The organism is Pseudomonas sp. USTB-Z (genome assembly GCF_019691255.1).
Taxonomy (GTDB): domain Bacteria; phylum Pseudomonadota; class Gammaproteobacteria; order Pseudomonadales; family Pseudomonadaceae; genus Aquipseudomonas; species Aquipseudomonas alloputida.
Map to the genome: position 1 here is coordinate 240,769 of NZ_JAECZP010000002.1, position 17,502 is coordinate 258,270.

The 17,502-nt window shown below is 59.9% G+C and carries 15 protein-coding genes and 1 pseudogene; 12 read left to right on the forward strand and 4 right to left on the reverse strand.

Translation table 11 applies throughout. The features are described 5' to 3' along the window. Positions 1–3: 3 nt before the first annotated feature. Together I8746_RS03090 and I8746_RS03095 are read right to left on the reverse strand one after the other, a co-directional pair. Positions 4–417 (reverse strand): DUF1294 domain-containing protein, encoded by a 414-nt coding sequence (locus tag I8746_RS03090; RefSeq protein ID WP_003253909.1) that lies wholly within the window; start codon positions 415–417, stop codon positions 4–6. After that, the gene (locus I8746_RS03095; RefSeq protein WP_012052561.1) at positions 410–1,240 is read right to left on the reverse strand and encodes an undecaprenyl-diphosphate phosphatase; all 831 of its coding nucleotides are present in this window, start codon (positions 1,238–1,240) and stop codon (positions 410–412) included. The genes I8746_RS03090 and I8746_RS03095 overlap by 8 nt, the downstream gene beginning before the upstream one ends. A 390-nt stretch (positions 1,241–1,630) precedes the next feature. Between I8746_RS03095 and mcpP the strand changes: the two are divergent. From mcpP to I8746_RS03150, 12 genes and pseudogenes are all read left to right on the forward strand, one after another. After that, positions 1,631–2,302 (forward strand): annotated as a pseudogene (gene mcpP, locus I8746_RS27440) (methyl-accepting chemotaxis protein McpP); the annotation flags it as partial. Positions 2,303–2,440: 138 nt separating this feature from the next. Beyond that, positions 2,441–3,175: a methyl-accepting chemotaxis protein gene (locus tag I8746_RS27445; RefSeq protein ID WP_404940839.1), complete on the forward strand. Its 735-nt coding sequence runs from the start codon at positions 2,441–2,443 to the stop codon at positions 3,173–3,175. 549 nt (positions 3,176–3,724) lie between these two features. Next, the gene (gene pnuC / locus I8746_RS03105; protein WP_088512249.1) at positions 3,725–4,291 is read left to right on the forward strand and encodes a nicotinamide riboside transporter PnuC; all 567 of its coding nucleotides are present in this window, start codon (positions 3,725–3,727) and stop codon (positions 4,289–4,291) included. Continuing rightward, positions 4,288–4,857, forward strand: coding sequence for an AAA family ATPase (locus tag I8746_RS03110; protein ID WP_012052564.1), 570 nt, complete (start codon positions 4,288–4,290; stop codon positions 4,855–4,857). The genes pnuC and I8746_RS03110 overlap by 4 nt, the downstream gene beginning before the upstream one ends. 297 nt (positions 4,858–5,154) lie before the next feature. Then, complete coding sequence (locus I8746_RS03115; protein WP_003253914.1) at positions 5,155–5,592, forward strand: hypothetical protein; 438 nt, start codon at positions 5,155–5,157, stop codon at positions 5,590–5,592. Between the two features lies 1 nt (position 5,593). Continuing rightward, entirely contained in the window at positions 5,594–6,172 is a 579-nt protein-coding gene (locus I8746_RS03120; protein ID WP_012052565.1) for a hypothetical protein, read from the forward strand. Between the two features lie 49 nt (positions 6,173–6,221). After that, the gene (locus I8746_RS03125; RefSeq protein ID WP_012052566.1) at positions 6,222–7,673 is read left to right on the forward strand and encodes a hypothetical protein; all 1,452 of its coding nucleotides are present in this window, start codon (positions 6,222–6,224) and stop codon (positions 7,671–7,673) included. A gap of 61 nt (positions 7,674–7,734) precedes the next feature. Further along, positions 7,735–8,415 (forward strand): C39 family peptidase, encoded by a 681-nt coding sequence (locus I8746_RS03130; protein ID WP_012052567.1) that lies wholly within the window; start codon positions 7,735–7,737, stop codon positions 8,413–8,415. Between the two features lie 45 nt (positions 8,416–8,460). Continuing rightward, positions 8,461–9,213 (forward strand): hypothetical protein, encoded by a 753-nt coding sequence (locus I8746_RS03135; protein ID WP_004577465.1) that lies wholly within the window; start codon positions 8,461–8,463, stop codon positions 9,211–9,213. A 46-nt stretch (positions 9,214–9,259) separates the two neighbouring features. Further along, on the forward strand, positions 9,260–10,540 hold the full coding sequence (locus I8746_RS03140; RefSeq protein ID WP_004577464.1) for a hypothetical protein: 1,281 nt from the start codon (positions 9,260–9,262) through the stop codon (positions 10,538–10,540). A gap of 135 nt (positions 10,541–10,675) precedes the next feature. Further along, positions 10,676–12,877 carry an LTA synthase family protein gene (locus tag I8746_RS03145; RefSeq protein ID WP_012052568.1) on the forward strand — a complete coding sequence of 734 codons (2,202 nt, stop codon included), beginning with the start codon at positions 10,676–10,678 and terminating at the stop codon, positions 12,875–12,877. Positions 12,878–12,971: 94 nt separating this feature from the next. Beyond that, positions 12,972–13,700, forward strand: a complete 729-nt coding sequence (locus I8746_RS03150) for a thioredoxin family protein (protein WP_012052569.1) — start codon at positions 12,972–12,974, stop codon at positions 13,698–13,700. Between the two features lie 439 nt (positions 13,701–14,139). Here the strand turns inward: I8746_RS03150 and I8746_RS03155 are convergent, their stop codons facing one another. Further along, positions 14,140–16,608: a phosphatidylinositol-specific phospholipase C domain-containing protein gene (locus tag I8746_RS03155; protein WP_012052570.1), complete on the reverse strand. Its 2,469-nt coding sequence runs from the start codon at positions 16,606–16,608 to the stop codon at positions 14,140–14,142. A 268-nt stretch (positions 16,609–16,876) separates the two neighbouring features. Continuing rightward, complete coding sequence (ureG, locus tag I8746_RS03160; protein ID WP_012052571.1) at positions 16,877–17,500, reverse strand: urease accessory protein UreG; 624 nt, start codon at positions 17,498–17,500, stop codon at positions 16,877–16,879. Between the last annotated feature and the right edge of the window lie 2 nt (positions 17,501–17,502).

The following is a 17,502-nucleotide window of genomic DNA, read 5'->3' on the forward strand; positions in this document are numbered from 1 at the left end:
ACATCAACCAAGGGGCAGATAACGCCCGTCAAGAAACAGCCAGTCTGCCCAGAACACCTGGTGCAGCAGCACAATCCCCCAGCACACCAGCTGGAACGACACCTTGCGGGTCTTGTGCCGAAACAGCTGCTGCGCCAACAGCGCCCCCGGCCAACCACCGAGCAACTCGCTGGCATGCAGCACTTTCTCGGGTGTACGCCAGGCCTGGTTACGTGCCTGCTGCTTGTCCTGCCAATACAGCAACAGGCTGATCAGGCTCATGGCCGGGTACAACGCCAACGGCCACCAGGCCTGATCGTTCCAGGCCATGCGCGCCGCCCCCAGGCCGGGCAACAGGCAAAGCACGCCCAACAGCAGCAGCTTCAGGCGCACATTGCGCACGCCTTCAGCCCGTTGCCCACGCAGCGCCTCAGCCATGTGCCGTGGACCAGTCGACCCAACCGAACTGCCAGGTCGCCAGAATGAACAGGCCGAACACAATGCGATACCAGGCAAATGCCGCGTAGCTATGGTTGGCAATGAACTTGAGCAACGCCCGTACGGCAATCATGGCGAAGATGAACGAGGTCACGAAGCCGAGCGCGAACACCGGCAGATCGCCGGGCTGGAACAAGTCACGGTATTTATAGCCCGAATATACCGCCGCACCGACCATGGTCGGCATTGCCAGGAAGAACGAGAACTCGGTCGCTGCCTTGCGCGACAGGCCGAACAGCAGGCCACCGATAATGGTCGAACCGGAGCGCGACGTGCCCGGGATCATCGCCAGGCACTGGATGAAGCCTATTTTCAGCGCATGGCTCCAGCGCATGTCGTCCACATGGTCCACCTCCACACGGTGCTTACGGCGCTCGGCCCAGAGCATGATGACGCCACCCACCACCAGTGCCGCCGCCACGGTGACGGGGTTGAACAGATATTCGTGAATAAGGTCGGCGAACAGCACACCCAGGACCACCGCCGGCATGAACGCCAGCAGCAGGTTGCCCGTGAAGCGGCGCGCCTTGGGCTGGTGGGTCAGGCCGAAGACCACTTCGAAAATCTTGCTGCGAAACTCCCACACCACCGCCAGGATCGCCGCCAGCTGAATGATGATGTTGAAAGCCATGGCCCGTTCGCCGCCAAAACCGATCAGGTCGGCGACGATAATCTGGTGACCGGTACTGGAGATCGGCAGAAACTCCGTCAGCCCTTCGACCACGCCTAAGATGATTGCCTGGAAGGCAGTCCAAAAATCCATCATTCCCCCGGATGGAGCGCTGCTTGTCGCAGGCCCCTTGTTCTTGATTTGCTTGAAATTGCCTTACACGGCCCGGCTGTTTTACAGCGACTGTTGGGCGCAACGCCAGCGGAAAAGTTCATGCCTGTTAAAGGTTTCATCTTGCGCGGCCGAAATCCTGATAGAGCCCCTTGGCAATTGCTTTACCCGACCCGTTGCAGACTATCACCAACATAGCACTTAGCCATTAGTCGAGTGTGGGCTCGCTGCAAAGCATGCTTCGATGCACCTTAATAAAAAGAACAATGCGGGAGCTGATGGATGAACACTTTGAGATCGATGTCAATCAGTCAGCGCCTGTGGCTGATCCTTGTGGTGGCGGTGGCCATGCTGGTGGTACTGGGCCTGCTGATGCTGCGGCAGATCCATGGCGACCTGTACCAGGCCAAGGCAGAGAAAACCCGCCATGTGGTGCAAACCGCCGCGGGTGTGCTGGCCTATTACCAAGGCCTGGAAGCTGCCGGCACGCTCAGCCGCGAAGCCGCCCAGCAACAGGCGCTGCAAGTAGTGCGCGCGCTGCGCTACGACCATGACGACTATTTCTGGATCAACGACCTGGGGCCGAAGATGATCATGCATCCGGCCAACCCCAAGCTCGACGGCCAGGACCTTTCAGCCATCCGCGACCCCGATGGTTTCGCCGTGTTCAACGAAATGGTCGCCCTTGCCCGCCAGCAGGACGCCGGCCCGGTCAACTATCGCTGGCCCAAGCCCGGCGCCAGTGAGCCGGTAGCCAAGACCTCGTATATTCAGTTGTTCAAGCCGTGGGGCTGGATCATCGGTTCGGGCGTGTACGTCGATGACGTGCAGGCCGAATTCGCTCGCCAGTTGCGCGACGCTTCGCTGGTTGGCGTGGGCATTGCCCTGCTGATGGCGCTGGTGGTCATGCTGATCGCCCGCAGCATCGCCCGCCCGCTGCAGGAAGCGGTGCAGGCGATGGGCAACATCGCCAGCGGCGAAAGCGACCTGACCCGGCGCCTGGACACCCATGGCAGCGACGAGATCACCCACCTGGGCGAGCACTTCAACCGCTTCAACGGCAAACTGCAAGGTGTCGTCGGCCAGCTGCAAGGCGCGGCCCACGCATTGGCCCAGTCCGCCGGGCACGTCGGTGACAATGCGGGTGCCGCACAACAGCGCAGTGCCCAGCAATCGTTGCAGATGGACCAGGTGGCCACTGCAGTCAATGAGGTGACCTACGCCGTGCAGGACGTGGCCAAGACCGCTGAACAGGCCGCCGGAGAGATGCGGACGGCACAACAACAGGTGACGCACGGCCAGCAGGCCATCCACGGCAGCCTGGCGCAGATCGACCGCCTGTCGCTGACCATCGATGAGGCCGTACAGGTAATCCGCGACCTGGCCGGCCACAGCACGCGCATCGGCGGCGTGCTGGACGTGATTCGTTCCATTGCCGAACAGACCAACCTGCTGGCGCTGAATGCCGCCATCGAGGCTGCACGGGCTGGCGAGCAAGGCCGAGGCTTTGCCGTGGTCGCCGACGAGGTGCGCCTGCTGGCCCAGCGTACAGCACAATCGACGGCCGAGATTCATACCATGATCGAGCACCTGCAGAGTCAGTCGGACGCTGCGGTCAAGGCCATAGACACCAGCAGCGAGGCATCGCGCCAGACTGTCGAACAAGCCCGCGAGGCCGGCGCCAGCCTGGACGCCATCAACCAGGTGCTGAACAACCTCACCGCATTGAATGCCTCCATTGCCAGCGCCACCTTGCAGCAGTCGCATGTGGTCGAAGAGATCAACCGCAATGTGCTGGATACTGCCGGGTTGTCGCAGCAGACCGCCGATGCGGCGCGTCAGTCCAGCGATGCTGGGGTGGCATTGGGGCGGTTGAGCGAAGAGCTGGAGCAGTTGTTGCGGCAGTTCCGGGTCTGAGAACAAGCCCTTTGTGGGAGCGGGCATGCCTGCTCCCGCAGGTATCGAGTGACCTTCAAGCCTGCGCTGCACCTGTGGAAGCAACTGTCTTGCTCAATTTCTGAAAGCTGGCGCGATTGGAGTGGGAGCGGCCTGGTGTCGCGAATGGGCCGCGTAGCGGCCCCCGACAATCTGCGCATCAAAGCCGAAATCCTGGGGCCGCTTTGCGGCCCAATCGCGACACAAGGCCGCTCCCACAGGGCGCGTGTAGCCCGCTGAAGGTCAGTGATGATACGCGTCATCTTCACCGGCAAAGCTGATTGACACACCACTGGATGGGTGGAGGGGAAGCAGAGTGACCAGGATGCGGCGGGGCGCTGGTAATCAAGGCGCCGCCGATCCTTTGTGGGCATGCCCGCGAAGGAAGCAACGCGGTGGATGGCACCGGCGCTGCCGGTGTTCGCGGGTAAACCCGCTCCTACAACCGGGGATCCCACCGCTGCGCCCTACACCTTCACCGGCCGACCCGCTACAATCTCGCCCCTTCCCCGTAGCCTCCAAGGATCGCCGATGTCCGGCCTTGAACTCATTGCCGCCCTCCTCGGCGTAACCGCTGTCTGGCTCACGGTCAAGCAGAACGCCTGGTGCTGGCCAATCGGCCTGGTCATGGTGCTGATTTATGGCTGGCTGTTCTACGAGGTAAAGCTGTACTCGGGCATGTTGCTGCAAGTGGCCTACGCCATCCTGCAACTGTACGGCTGGTGGCAATGGAAGCGCCCCGGCCACGCTGAAGACGCCCGTCAGGTCTCCCGCCTGCAACGCCCGGCACTGTTCACCGGCCTGGCCACCGGGGTGCTGCTGAGCGCCGCCCTGGGCGCGGCCATGGCCAACTGGACCGATGCCGCCCTGCCCTGGCTGGATGCCACCCTGACCGGATTCAGCCTGGTGGCGCAACTGTGGATGGCGCAGAAACGCCTGCAGTGCTGGCCCCTGTGGGTCGTGGTCGACATCATCTATGTGGGCCAATACCTGCATCAGCAGTTGTATTTCACCGCCGCCTTCTTCGCCGTGCTCACCCTGATTGCTGTACGCGGCTGGCTGGAATGGCGCCGCGACCCGGCGTTGGTACAGCCATGAGTGCGCCACAAGCAATGAAAGTGCTGGTACTGTGCGGCCCAGAATCCAGTGGCAAAAGCTGGCTTAGCGGGGTGATCCAGGCACATTTTGGTGGCGTGGTGGTGGGCGAGTACGTGCGCCATTTCATCGACCAGCAATGCCGTGACACCTGCTACGCCGATATTCCCGCCATCGCCCGCGGGCAACTGGCATGGGAGGACCGTGCGCGCGAGCTGGCGCCCCCACTGCTAATTCTGGACACCCACCTGCTGAGCAACATGCTCTGGAGCCAGGCACTGTTCGACGACTGCCCAACCTGGCTGGAAGAGGCACTGCTGGCACGGCGTTACGACCTGCACCTGTTGCTCAGCCCGCAAGGGGTGGACTGGATTGCCGATGGTCAGCGTTGCCAACCCGATCTCAGCGATCGTCAGCGCTTTTTCGACGACAGCCAGGCGTGGCTGAGGCGGCACAAACAGCCGCACCAAATACTCGATGGCAATTGGCCGCAACGCCAATTGCTGGCCTTGCAATCGGTTGCTATGCTGCTTGGTAGCGATGCGCCATCATGCCCAACCGAGTGTTAAACCACTGACACACTCCGGTGGGGCAAAGCCCCCGAAATTGCGGGGCTTGACCCTGTCCTGGGGGCAGTGTCAAGCCCGTGAAACACACTTGCAAAAACCCTTCCAATCAAGGCCACAGCTGACTTTGCCGGCAACGCGCAGGGCAAGCTGTTTCAAGCCTGAGACAACATGCGCCGCATTTTGTCAGCCTCTTGCCCTAACTATCTGATCTAAAAAAGATTCTAAAAAGCGGCACACCTTCTGCTCTGTCGTTCGCATCGCTGAACAGGGCCAGCGCTCAAAGAAGGAGTTGCCGTCGTGAGGAAACGTGACAAACGCCTCTATCACCTATTACTGGTGGGTTGTGTACTGGGGTCACTCAGCCTGACGGCTCAGGCGGACAAGGGGATCATCATCATCAAGCGCGATGTGCAGGTGCGCAACGCGACCATCCCCCCTCTGATCCCAGACCCGAGCCCTACCACTGTCAATGCCAACCCTTCTGCCCACGTGCTCAAGCAAACCAACGAGCTGAGCGATGGCGACTTCGCCGGCATCAGCAGCGGTGCAGGCATCAGCAACCTGGTCACCCAGCAGACCAACAACCTGGGTGGCAACCTCGGCAACCAGAACCAGCTTCCCAACTTGGCGGGCGGACGCGGCACGGGGTCGGGTAACGGTATCTCGAACATGGTCAACTCGAGCGTGCAGCGTGGCCTCGCGCCGCTGCAGATTCTGACCGGCGGGGGCAAGTGAGATGAAGCGCACACTGCTGATGCTGGCCGCCCTTTGCACTGCGCCGGCCTTTGCGCAATCCCTGGTTCCCGTCATCAACAACGCCGATATCGACAGTTCAGGCAGCCGCTATCAGGGCAACCTCTCTGTCAACCAGGCCGCTGGCGACAAACAGCAGCAAGTCAATGCGCGTGCCATCGCCGTCGGCCCCGAAGCCAATGCAAGCACCCAGATCCGGCAACGGCTCAACACGCCCGCCGACCCCGCGATGGACGCCCGCTCAACCATCCAGGGCAACGCTTTCAGCAACGGCAGCGGCGCCCTGGGGGTCAACCAGAGCGCAGGTGCCAACACCCAGCAAGCCAACGCACTGAACATCAGCATTGGCGCACAACCGCAAAGCATCGACGACAGCGTCCTCATGCAGCAGAACGTGGCGCTGATCAACAACTCAGGAGCAACTGACATTCCAGCAGGCTATCGCCAGGTCACCACCAGTGACCAGGCCTTCACCGGTAGCCGAGGGGTGATCCAGTTGAACCAGAGTGCCGGGGTGGGAAACCGAATGGCCAACACCTTGAGCATCCGGGTCGCGGATTGACCCTGCAGTTAAGAACGACACTTAACCTAATAGCGTACGGAGAATCACCATGAAACCCTCGATGGCAATCAAGCCTCTGGTTTTCGCAATTGCTGCGGTCATGGCTGTTGCTGTACAAGCTGGGCAAAATGATCGGCGTAATGACCACCATAACGGCCACCACAACAATGGTCATCACACGCCTCCACCCACCAAGATCCCTGTGTATGCAACGGCCAATGCCTGGGATACCCAAACCAGCACTCGCAACCGCATCTCCAATGAAGGCACCATCAACGAAGCCGAGATGAGTGACTCTGGCACCGGCTCCAGCGGCAACGTTGGCATAAACGTGGCGGCCGGTAACGGCAACCAGCAAGATAACGCCGCTGCCATTGCCAACGCAGGCTCCGACTCGAGCCTGGACAACAGCTTCGTGTTCGGCATGGCCAGTGCCACAGCTGACGTTGTGCAAACCAGCAGAAACAACCGGGTCGACAACTATTCGACCCAGTCTTCGGCTGTGATGAGCGGCTCGGCCAGCGGGGCTGAGGGCAACATTGGCATCAACGTTGCCGGTGGCGACCTCAACCAACAGAAAAACACCATGGCCATCGCCAACACCGGTGCCCCGCTGGGTAACGCCACTGCCACGGCTTCGGCCAATCAGGACGGCCCAGGCCTGATTGTAAACAACAGCGCTGACCGCACCTATCGGGTGGATACGATTACCATCACCAAATCGGCCAGCGGTTCAAGCTCGAAGGAAGGCAGCTTCAACTCGACCGACGACCGCAGCTCGTCTTCGAGCTTCAGCGTCGCCGGTGCGCAAAGCGCCAGTTCCAGCGGCTCCAGTGGCTGGAACGCCAGCGGCTCGCAATCCAGCAATGCCAGCGGCTCCCACAACTCGAGCGCAAGTGGCTCGTTCGGCTGGGATGCCAGTGGCTCTGCCAGCGGCAGCCACAGCGCCTCGAGCAGCGCCAGCCTGGCAGCTTCGCTGGACGCTGCAGCCAACGCCACGCGTACCTTTACCACCGATGATGGCCGTCGCGAGCGCACCCGCTCCAGCACCTTCGATGGTTCGCTGAGCGCGTCGCTGGATGTGTCGGTCGACAAGTCGCACGAAAGTGCATACGACTCGTCGTTCGAGAAAGCATTCGACTCCAACTACGACAAGGCGCATCAGTCGTCGTACGACAAGTCCAAAGAGTCTTCGTACACCAAGTCTCACGACTCTTCGTACGAGAATGCTTCGGCGTCTGAGTTCTCGAAGTCTGGCGAGCAATCAAAACAATCCTCGAACGACGTTTCGAAGAGCTACAGCGAAAGCAGCGCCTACGACTTGAGCAATACTGTGTCCTTCCAAGTGCTGACCCCGACCGGCTGGGCCAACCCAGTTACCAACACTGCAACCCTTAGCGGTTCGGTGAACGGTGGCAGCGGTAACCTGGGCGTGAACGTAGCAGCCGGTGTGGGCAACCAGCAAAGCAACTCGCTGGCCATCTCCAACACTTCGTTCTGACCGCTGTGCTTGAGGCCCCCTTCGGGGGGCCTTTCTTCAACACACCGTAAGGCATCCGATCATGCGTATTTTCGCCTTGGCGTTTTTGCTGTGCCTGGCCAGCGTGAGCGAAGCTGCACAAATGCCGCTGTCCGTCCTGCCGGGCGGCGCTGTGGTGTTCAAACCGATCCAGAGCTTGCGTGAACGTAAGTTCGCCGACCTGGTGCAACAAAAGACCGACTTCAGCTGCGGCGCCGCCGCGCTGGCGACCATCCTGCGCCAGGCGTACTGGCTGGATGTGGACGAACATCAGATCATCGAAGGCATGCTGGCCCACGCCGACCAGGACCTTGTGCGCACGCAAGGCTTCTCGATGCTCGACATGAAGCGCTACGTCGAAAGCCTCGGGATGCGTGCCCGCGGTTACCGGGTGGCACCTGAAACCCTGCACAGCGTACGCATTCCTGTCGTGGTGCTGATGGATGTGCGCGGCTACAAGCACTTCGTGGTCATGCAGAAAGTCGACAAAGGTTGGGTGTACATCGGTGATCCGGTGCTGGGCCACAGGCGATACAAGGTCGACGATTTCCTCAAGGGCTGGAACGGCATCATCTTCGCGGTGATCGGCCAGGGTTACGACAAGAACAACATCCTGCTCGACCCGCCCCTGCCACTGACCGCCAAGGGCCGGGTGAACAACTTCACCCCCGTGCAGGACGCAGAGCTGCTGGACTTCGGCTTCATCAGAAGCGACTTCTTCTAACGACTGTTCTAATGACAAGGAGCATGAAGCTCCAGGGAGCATTTCATGAAGACTTCATTGTGGTTGGCCATCGCCTGCCTGGCAGCCAGCTTGCCCAGTCACGCAGAGGCGTTGAAACCCATCGAACTGAAGGACCAGGAGCTGGCCAACCTCCGGGGCCGCTATGTGATGCCCGGACGAATCGTGAGCTTCGGCATTGTCATGTCCAGCACCTGGCAAAATGCAAAAGGGGATGTGATCGGGGCAACGTCCACGCTGCAGGTTCAGCAATCGACCATCAAACCCCAGTTCTATGTCTCGATGATCGATAGAAAAGGCGCAGGTACGGCGCCGAGCAGCGCGTCTGCTGCCGGGACTGGCGTGGTAACGGGCGGCAACGGCCTGACCACCACCGAAGGTGTGACCCAGGTGGTCCGTGCAGCCGGTGACAACAACGCCGCTTACAACAACGTCGATATCAATGTGACCAAAGCCAACCAGGCCCCCGCCGTACAACAGCAAGGCCAGGTACTGGCCGCCGGCCAGACCCTGGTCGGGGAAAATGGCGCCGGCGCGCTCAGTGTGTCCTCAAGCGGTGTGGGCGTGCAGCTCAACATCAATGCCAGCAACAACCAAGGCAGCAGCGTGCAACGCCTGGCCCAAGGTGGCCTGCTGCAGAACTCGACGCTGCTTGGCAACGGCAACCTGGTCAACAACGTCACCACCCTGAACGTTGTCATGCGCGAGAGCGTGCCGACAGCGGCTTCCCTCAACGGTAGCCTCGACCAGCTCAAAGGTCTTCGCACCTTCGGATACTGATCTACGCTCAGTCTCATCAAAAGTAGTTGGAAGGGACGGCAACTCCATGTACCGATCTTTTACGCTCAGAGCTTTTGTGTGCTTGACTACCTTGGCCCCCGCCACCGCACTTTACGCAGCCGCCGACCCACAAGTCGAAGCGCTGAAACAGGAACTGATTGAACTCAAACGCCGCTATGAGGCACAGCAACAGGCGCTGATGGTGCTGGAGCAACGTGTGCGCCAGGTCGAGGAGGCCCCTGCTGCCGCGCAACCCAAACGCTTGGTCAAGTCTCCGGCCGAAGGGGTGAAAGGTGCGCAGACCGTCGCCTCTGGCGCACCGGGCACTACGGGGAGCTCCTACGGCCAGGCGCTGACAGCCGATTCCGAGCCGGCGCAAAGCGTTTCCAACCTGTATGACGAAGCCAGCGGATTCTTTGGCGGGGGCAAGTTCAGCTTCGAAACCGGCGTTACCTATACCCATTACGATACCCGTGCGCTGACCCTCAATGGCTTTCTGGCACTGGACTCGATCTTCCTCGGCAGCATCAACCTTGACCGGATCAAGGCTGACAACTGGACCCTGGACATGACCGCGCGCTACAACCTGGCGCAGCGCTGGCAGTTCGATATCAACGTCCCCGTGGTTTACCGCGAGTCCACCTACTCGTCTGGCGGTGCGGGGGGAGCCGGGGCAACCACTTCCGATGCCAGCGTGACCCGCGACCCGGAAATCGGCGATATCAACGTCGGGGTGGCCTACAAGTTCCTCGACGAGGACGAAACCTGGCCTGACGCAGTGGCCACCCTGCGAATCAAGGCACCGACCGGCAAAGACCCCTATGGCATCAAACTGCGCGAGGTGGACGGCAACAACAACCTCGCAGTACCGGAAAGCCTACCGACCGGCAACGGTGTATGGTCGATCACACCGGGCATCTCGCTGGTCAAGACCTTCGACCCGGCCGTGCTGTTCGGCAGCCTGTCCTACACCTACAACATGCAAGACTCGTTCAGCGACATCAGTCCGCAGGTGAACAGCAAGGTGCCGGGTGACGTCAAGCTTGGCGACTCGTGGCAGATCGGCGGTGGCATCGCCTTTGCCCTTAACGAAAAGATGAGTATGTCGTTCTCGGTATCCGACCAGTTCGCCCGCAAGAGCAAGATCAAACCTGATGGCGGCGACTGGCAATCGATCTCCAACAGTGACTACAACGCCGCCAACTTCAACATCGGCCTGACCTTCGCCGCCACCGACAACCTGACCATCGTGCCCAACCTGTCCATTGGTCTGACCGATGACGCACCTGACTTTTCTTTCAGCCTGAAATTCCCTTATTACTTCTGATAGTTGCCATCGGCCGGGCCCGTGCGAACGGGCCCGACTTTGGTTACAAGCCTTGTAACCGGCCGCCTTCCCTGCCCTGGCCTGATATCATCAATCACAGATGCATGACGATTTAATGGCAAAAGGGAAGTTTTTGTGAAGAACCTGTCCGACCACCCAAGCACCCGGCTTGCCGCTTTGGCGGCCCTGGTGCTGGTGATCCCACTGGGTACGCGCGCCATGCTGGGTTGGTCCAACCCGTTCGGTTACCTGTCCGATCTCGCCCTCGGCAGCCTGTTGATAGTGCTGCTACACCGCAGGCCGTGGTGGCTGGCGCTGCCCGTGCTGCTGGCCTGGGCGGCGCTGTGGGTGGCCTCGGCCGAACTGGTAAGCGCAGTGGGCCGACTGCCCACCAGCGCCGACCTTAACTACCTGACCGACCCGCAATTCATGGAGAATTCGACCGGTGGCGGCCTGGCCCATGCCTGGCTGCCCTGGGCCCTGGGTGGCGGCCTGCTGGCCTGGCTGGCCTGTGCGTGGCTACGCCGTGCACGGCGTAGCCAGCCACTGCCGCGCAAAGCCTGGGCCATACCCGTACTGCTTTTCGGCGCGCATTGGAGCAGCCAGCAGCTGGTACCTTCCGATGCCGACCAGTGGCGGCAATACAACCTCCCCCACCAGTTGATGTCTGCCGGCGTCGGTAATCTGCAACGCCAGGTCGAAGGCTGGATGGGCCGCACGCAAACCTTCACCCCGCTGGCCAGCAGCGGCCTGACTCAATCCGACTTGCATGGGCAAAGGCTGCTTGCCGGCCCTGGAAGCGCCCGCAACTTGCTGGTGATTACCCTGGAAGGCATCCCGGGCGCCTACCTGCAGCCTAACCGCCAGGCGCTGAACAGCCGTTTCAACGACGACTTGATGCCCAAGCTCAGCAAGTGGGCCGAGCGCGGCATGAACACCCCAGACTACGTGCTGCACACCCACCAGACCATCCGTGGCCTGTATGCGATGCTGTGCGGCGATTACGACAAGCTGGCCAATGGCACGCCCAAGGGCGTAGAACTGCTGACCCAGAACGAACGCAACCAGGCCTGCCTGCCGGCGCAATTGCGCCAGGCCGGCTTCACCACCCACTATCTGCAAGGCGCGGGCCTGCGCTTCATGGCCAAGGACCGCATCATGCCGCACATCGGTTTCGATTCGGTGCATGGCCAGGAGTGGTTCGGCAACAAGAACTACCTGGACTTCCCGTGGGGCAAGGATGACCGCGCCTTCTTCGAAGGTGCCCTGGGCTATGTGGGCCAGCTGCAGAAGCAGGACAAGCCATGGATGCTGACGTTGCTCACCGTGGGCACCCACCAGCCCTATTCGGCGCCGGCCGAGTACCTCGAGCGCTTCAACACACCGAAACAGGCAGCGGTCGCCTACCTGGATGACGCAGTCGGGGCATTTCTTGACAATCTCGAGCGCCAGGGCGTCCTCAAGGACACACTGGTGGTGGTGACTTCCGACGAGTCTCACGGCATCGATGGCGTGCGCCTGGCCTCGTCCTGGGGCTTCAACCTTACCCTGGCGCCGGAGCAAGCCCAGCTGCCAACCATCAAGCGCGGCACCTACGGCCATATCGACCTGGCCACCTCGCTGCTCGACTACTTCGCACTGCCCATTCCTGTGGCGCTTGGCGGTCGCTCGTTGTACCGCGACTACGACAGCGGCCGCGAAATGATCTCCTACACCAACGGCATGCTGCGCTACCACAATGGCCAGGGCCTGTTCACCGAATGTGACTTCCAACAGCGCTGCCGGCGTTATGCCAGTGAGGGCTTTATCGCCGACCAGGCCCGCTACCTCGGGCCGGCCGACAGCTTGCTGGGTCAACAGATCGGCGCATTGGCCGGGGTGCTCGACCAATCCTTGCTGCAAACCCCACTCAACCTGCGTTACCAGTTTGGCGGCCCTTCGCCGATCAAGTTGCGCAAGCGCATTCACGATGACTGGGCCGACAACCTCATTGGCGCCCAGTATCTGGAAATGCCCGGAGGCTCGCATACCCGCGTGCGGGTCAAGGTCCGCTCGCTGGACCCTGAACGTGCGGCTTATATCCGGCTCAAGGCCAAGCAGTTGGAACAGGACGTGCCGCTGGGTCTGCCAGATGAGGTAAAGGTCACTGCCGACGCGCCACTGGAGATGGAGTTCAGCTTCGACAACCCGACCGAGCGCAAGGCGTTTTCCTTCCACTTGCTGGGCTATGGCGGCGGCAAGGTAGAAGTCAGCGACTTCAGCGTGATCACCGCCCTGCCGGGTGAGGATGACGACGCCGATGAATTGGCCGAGGGGCATATCGCTCATTCGGGCTAAGCAGGTACCGCTCATCGCCCGGACACCGGTGCTTGTCGAATCGACCTGGTCGTACTCGACCAAGGTGTGAATCCCCCAGCGAGGAGACAGCACCATGAGCACCCGCGAAAGCAGGCACCCGGTGGTTTCCCGCAGCCAGTGGCTGGCAGCTCGCCAGCAACTGTGGCTGCACGAAAAGGCGTTTACCCACCACCGCGACGCGCTAGCCGCAGCCCGTCGCGCCCTGCCTTGGGTAAAGGTCGAGCAGGATTACCGCTTCTTCGGCCCGAACGGCGCGTTGAGCCTGGCCGACCTGTTCGCAGACCGCAGCCAGTTGTTGCTTTACCACTTCATGTTCGCCGAGGGTTGGAGCGAGGGCTGCCCCGGCTGCTCTTTTCTGGCCGACCACTTTGACGGCGCCAACCTGCACCTGGCCCACCACGATGTGTCGCTGGTGGCGGTGTCACGGGCCCCGTATGCCGAATTTCAGGCATTTCGCCAGCGCATGGGCTGGCAGTTCCCGTGGTATTCGTCGCATGGCAGCCCCTTCAACGAGGACTTTGGCGTCAGTGTCGGCAGTGAAGGCCAGCGGCAGTACAACTATGAGCCGTATGAGGGCAATGAAAGCGAGCTGCCCGGCTTGAGTGCGTTTTTCCGCGAAGGCGACGGCAGCGTGTACCACACCTACTCAACCTACGCCCGCGGGCTGGACATTCTGGTCAATACCTACAACTTCCTCGACATTGCGCCACTGGGGCGCAATGAAGGTGGGACCATGGACTGGGTGCGGCACCATGACCGCTATGAAGGGCAACCGGACAAGCCTCACTGCTGTCACAGATGATGCAGGCAACACGCACACCTGCGGGAACGGTTTTACCAGCGAACACCGGCAGAGCCGGTGCCATCCACCGCGTTGGTTTCTTCGCGGGCGTGCCCACAGGGTTAGGCATTAACGCTGATGGTTGCCCGCAAAAACGCGTGCATATTTACCACATGTTGCACCGGGACGGGTTCGAGGGCGTACTGGCCGCAAGCGAACAGTTGCCGCTTCACGCTGAACTGGCGGGGGCCAAGAGCGGCGCTCTTCTCCCTCGCCAGTCAAACGCTGCTGGATACCTTGATGCAGGTGCACGCTGACGCGCCGCCAGCCGAATATACCGGGAGGATAATCGGGCTGCCCTTACCCACCTGAGTGGTAGAACAATCAACGGAGCCACCAGTTGCTCGCCGAAAGTCAACACACTGCGCGTTTCGCGACAATACAGAAAATAGACGTTGTATTATTCAGCGTCCACTTTGCCGTATTGAAGCAGATGCAACCATCTTATTTTGGCATTGGTGCCTATCCATCGTATCTCCCGGACGCCTTTGGGTAGACTAGTAGGTACATCCGACAGCAACGGCACCTCAAAGCCATCACCTTCAAAGTCTTTAGAGATGATGTATTGCCTGAAGCACAGCAACCCCAACCCGCCAAAGGTAATCAACCTGTTACGATTGTACGGCCGCGCCGCGAAACGCACGCTTCCGCCCTCGTTGCTGATGGCGGTTTCCCTCCAGAGTGGAATCAACGAACCGAAAGGTAGTTTTTTGCGGACCGGGTCACCGTCAAATAATGGCAGTGGATACATATTCACGTTGACTCGCGCCCCAACGGGTGGTTCCACTTCATCGCCTTCGTCGCGCCGTGAAATATTTGCGAGGTTTTGATTGACAATGGAGTTGACATACCCCGGCGTCACAAAATCCAGCAATACCACCTGCGGGGCACTCCAGTTAGCCGGGTAGCTATTAAGATTGTGTGCCAGTTTTTCATTGATGACTTTCGCCATTTTTTCGACCGAATCCGCCCCGCTCTGCGGGGTGCGAGTCCAGTTGAGCATGAAGCCGACGCCATATTCACCCGGCACATGCCTTGCCCACTTACCCAACTGATCTTCAATCACAGCATCTGTGTCTTTCGAATTAGCGTAGTCATCCACAATTTGATACGCATCCCAAGAATTTGGACCCTTTGTTTTTCTATAAAACCCTGAGTCAGGCGCATCCATCAACCCTTCACTGACCACCAGCATTTTCCCGCGCAAATCCTCCAGGATAAATTGGTTCACCGGTTTGCGCTCACCCGGTTCGGCACTGACTTTGTGCAGACGATTCGCATGGCGATTAATCATCGTTTGAATGGCTGAAACGTCAGCGTCGGGTATATGCGTGAAGCTCAAGATCACGAACTCTCCGCGATTTTCTGTCAAGAACGTGTCAACGGAAGTGAGTACTTCGTCGAGCGTCGCGCCGTCGCATCCCGGCCCCGTGCCGGTGCCTGTCCGATGGTAACAAAGCAGTTGACCATCAGCGCGAGCGACCCGGATATCCAGGTAACGAACACCCATCCGGAGTTGCTCCGCAATGGAGGCGCGTTGCGCTCTAGATGCTGCCTCACCAAAGCCTCCCCCGGTGCAATTATGCAGTGGGCCATACATGCCAGCGTTATGGCTGCCGGGAAGCACCATATCTTGCACGCGAGTCGTACCTATCAATCTGGTCATCCACGCCTCGGTGGGCAGCGCATTTAGCGATCCCTCGTATACGAATATTTCGTCGTCCGTGAGCGGCTCTCCGCCGCGCTGAAAATACATCGAGGCATCAAACTCCCCGTACGGCGTCGGCGCCTTACCCTCCACTCGAACCCAACGCTTACCATCGTCCGGGTTGCGGGCACCAATGGCGCCGAACCACCAGTTATTTGATGTTCCTGTATGACCTTGAGCGATGAAAACGTCCTTGAATACCAGCGTTTGGTCCATGCCACTGAAACTACCGCCCGTCACGGTCAGTTTCAACGTGCCTTTGAAACCAAAATTGAGCTTACCTGGAGCATGCCCGAACGTATTCTCGGAATCACTGATGTAGCTACTGAACCAGTTCGCGACAGCGTCCGTACCGTGCCGCCCCACCTTGAAGCTCATAGTTCCATTGCTGGAGAAACTTCTTGTAAACGGTGGGTCGATATAGTTATCAGGATCTTGGCCACTGGAAACCTTCGCCGACGTAATTTCGTAGGAGCCATAAACAATCTCGTTAGCCGTTCCAAAGGGTTGGCCATATTTGGACCGGAAATGCACCTTGTTATCGTGATACGTCTGCTCCACGTCTGCCTGCGGTTGAACTGCCTCGGCTCGCGCCTTTTTCCCGGCGAGCAGTACCAAAGGACGAAATGCCCAGGTCGCGCCAAGCGTACTCAACTGTTCAAAATTACAAGCCCCGTGGACAATTCTTTCCTCAGCATCCCTAATCCAATAGGGAAGAGCGAATTCATAGTCCGAAAGATCACCTGTAAAACCATCAGCGTACAGACTGAACCTGACACCTGACCCGTCGTGATATAAAATCTCCCAACCATCGGCGTATTGTACTTCTGACTGACCGTCAGTCTGCAGACTGTGCTTCACGAAGGGTGAATTGGTATCGCTCAACGGAGCACTTTCACTAGCTGCGGAGGGTGCTGCGTTCATTGTGGGTCTGACCGTTCCAATCCTTCGCCTCCAACGGCCATCAGGGTTGGTAAGTGTCACTACCTCCATGTCAAACATACCAGGCCTGACAAGCATGGCCGGACGTTCAATTTCTTCGAATTCGCCCCAGTCTACCGGGTCTGTACATTGCTTAGGGGTGTAGACACGGATGAGCACGTCCCCGGAGGGACTGATAAAACTGATCTCTTCGAATTCGTCGCTCGCCAGTTCAGTCATGACCATCCACCTGCTTCCGTTATAGGGGATGTCAGCATTGCACTCGGCAAGCACAGGCTGCTACTGGCAAAAATATCAGTTCTGGGGCCGGGAAATAGCAAACGCGAAGACGAAAAAAACCCCGGAAAGCCTTGAGCTACCGGGGCCAGTGCGCCCTGGCCATCGACAAGCAACTGTTGCCAGCGTTGGCGCAGTTCAACAAACGCGCGTAATTCATTTACCCAGGACCGGTCCCTTCGCGGGACAAGCCCGCAGGGACCTCGATCTGTCAGGCTCGCGCACCCAGCATCCCGCGCTCGACGATAAAGTCGATCACCGCCTGCAACCCCTCGCCCTTCTTCAGGTTGCTGAAGGTCCAGGGCCGCTGCGGCCGCATACGCTGGGTGTCGCGTTCCATCACTTCCAGTGAAGCCCCGACATAAGGCGCCAGATCGGTCTTGTTGATCACCAGGAAGTCGGACTTGGTAATGCCTGGGCCGCCCTTGCGCGGGATTTTCTCGCCCTCGGCCACGTCGATCACGTAAATGGTCAAGTCAGCCAGCTCCGGGCTGAACGTGGCGCTGAGGTTGTCACCGCCGCTTTCCACGAAAATGACTTCGAGGTTACCGAACTTGCGCGCCAGCGCTTCGACCGCCGCCAGGTTCATCGAGGCGTCTTCACGAATGGCCGTGTGCGGGCAGCCGCCAGTTTCAACGCCAACGATGCGCTCCGGCTCAAGGGCGCCGGCCTCGGTGAGGATGCGCTGGTCTTCCTTGGTATAGATGTCGTTGGTAACCACGGCAATCTGGTAGTGATCGCGCATGGCCTTGCACAGCGCTTCCAGCAGAGCGGTCTTGCCAGAGCCGACCGGGCCGCCGACACCGACGCGCAGGGGTTGTTGATAGCTTTGCATGC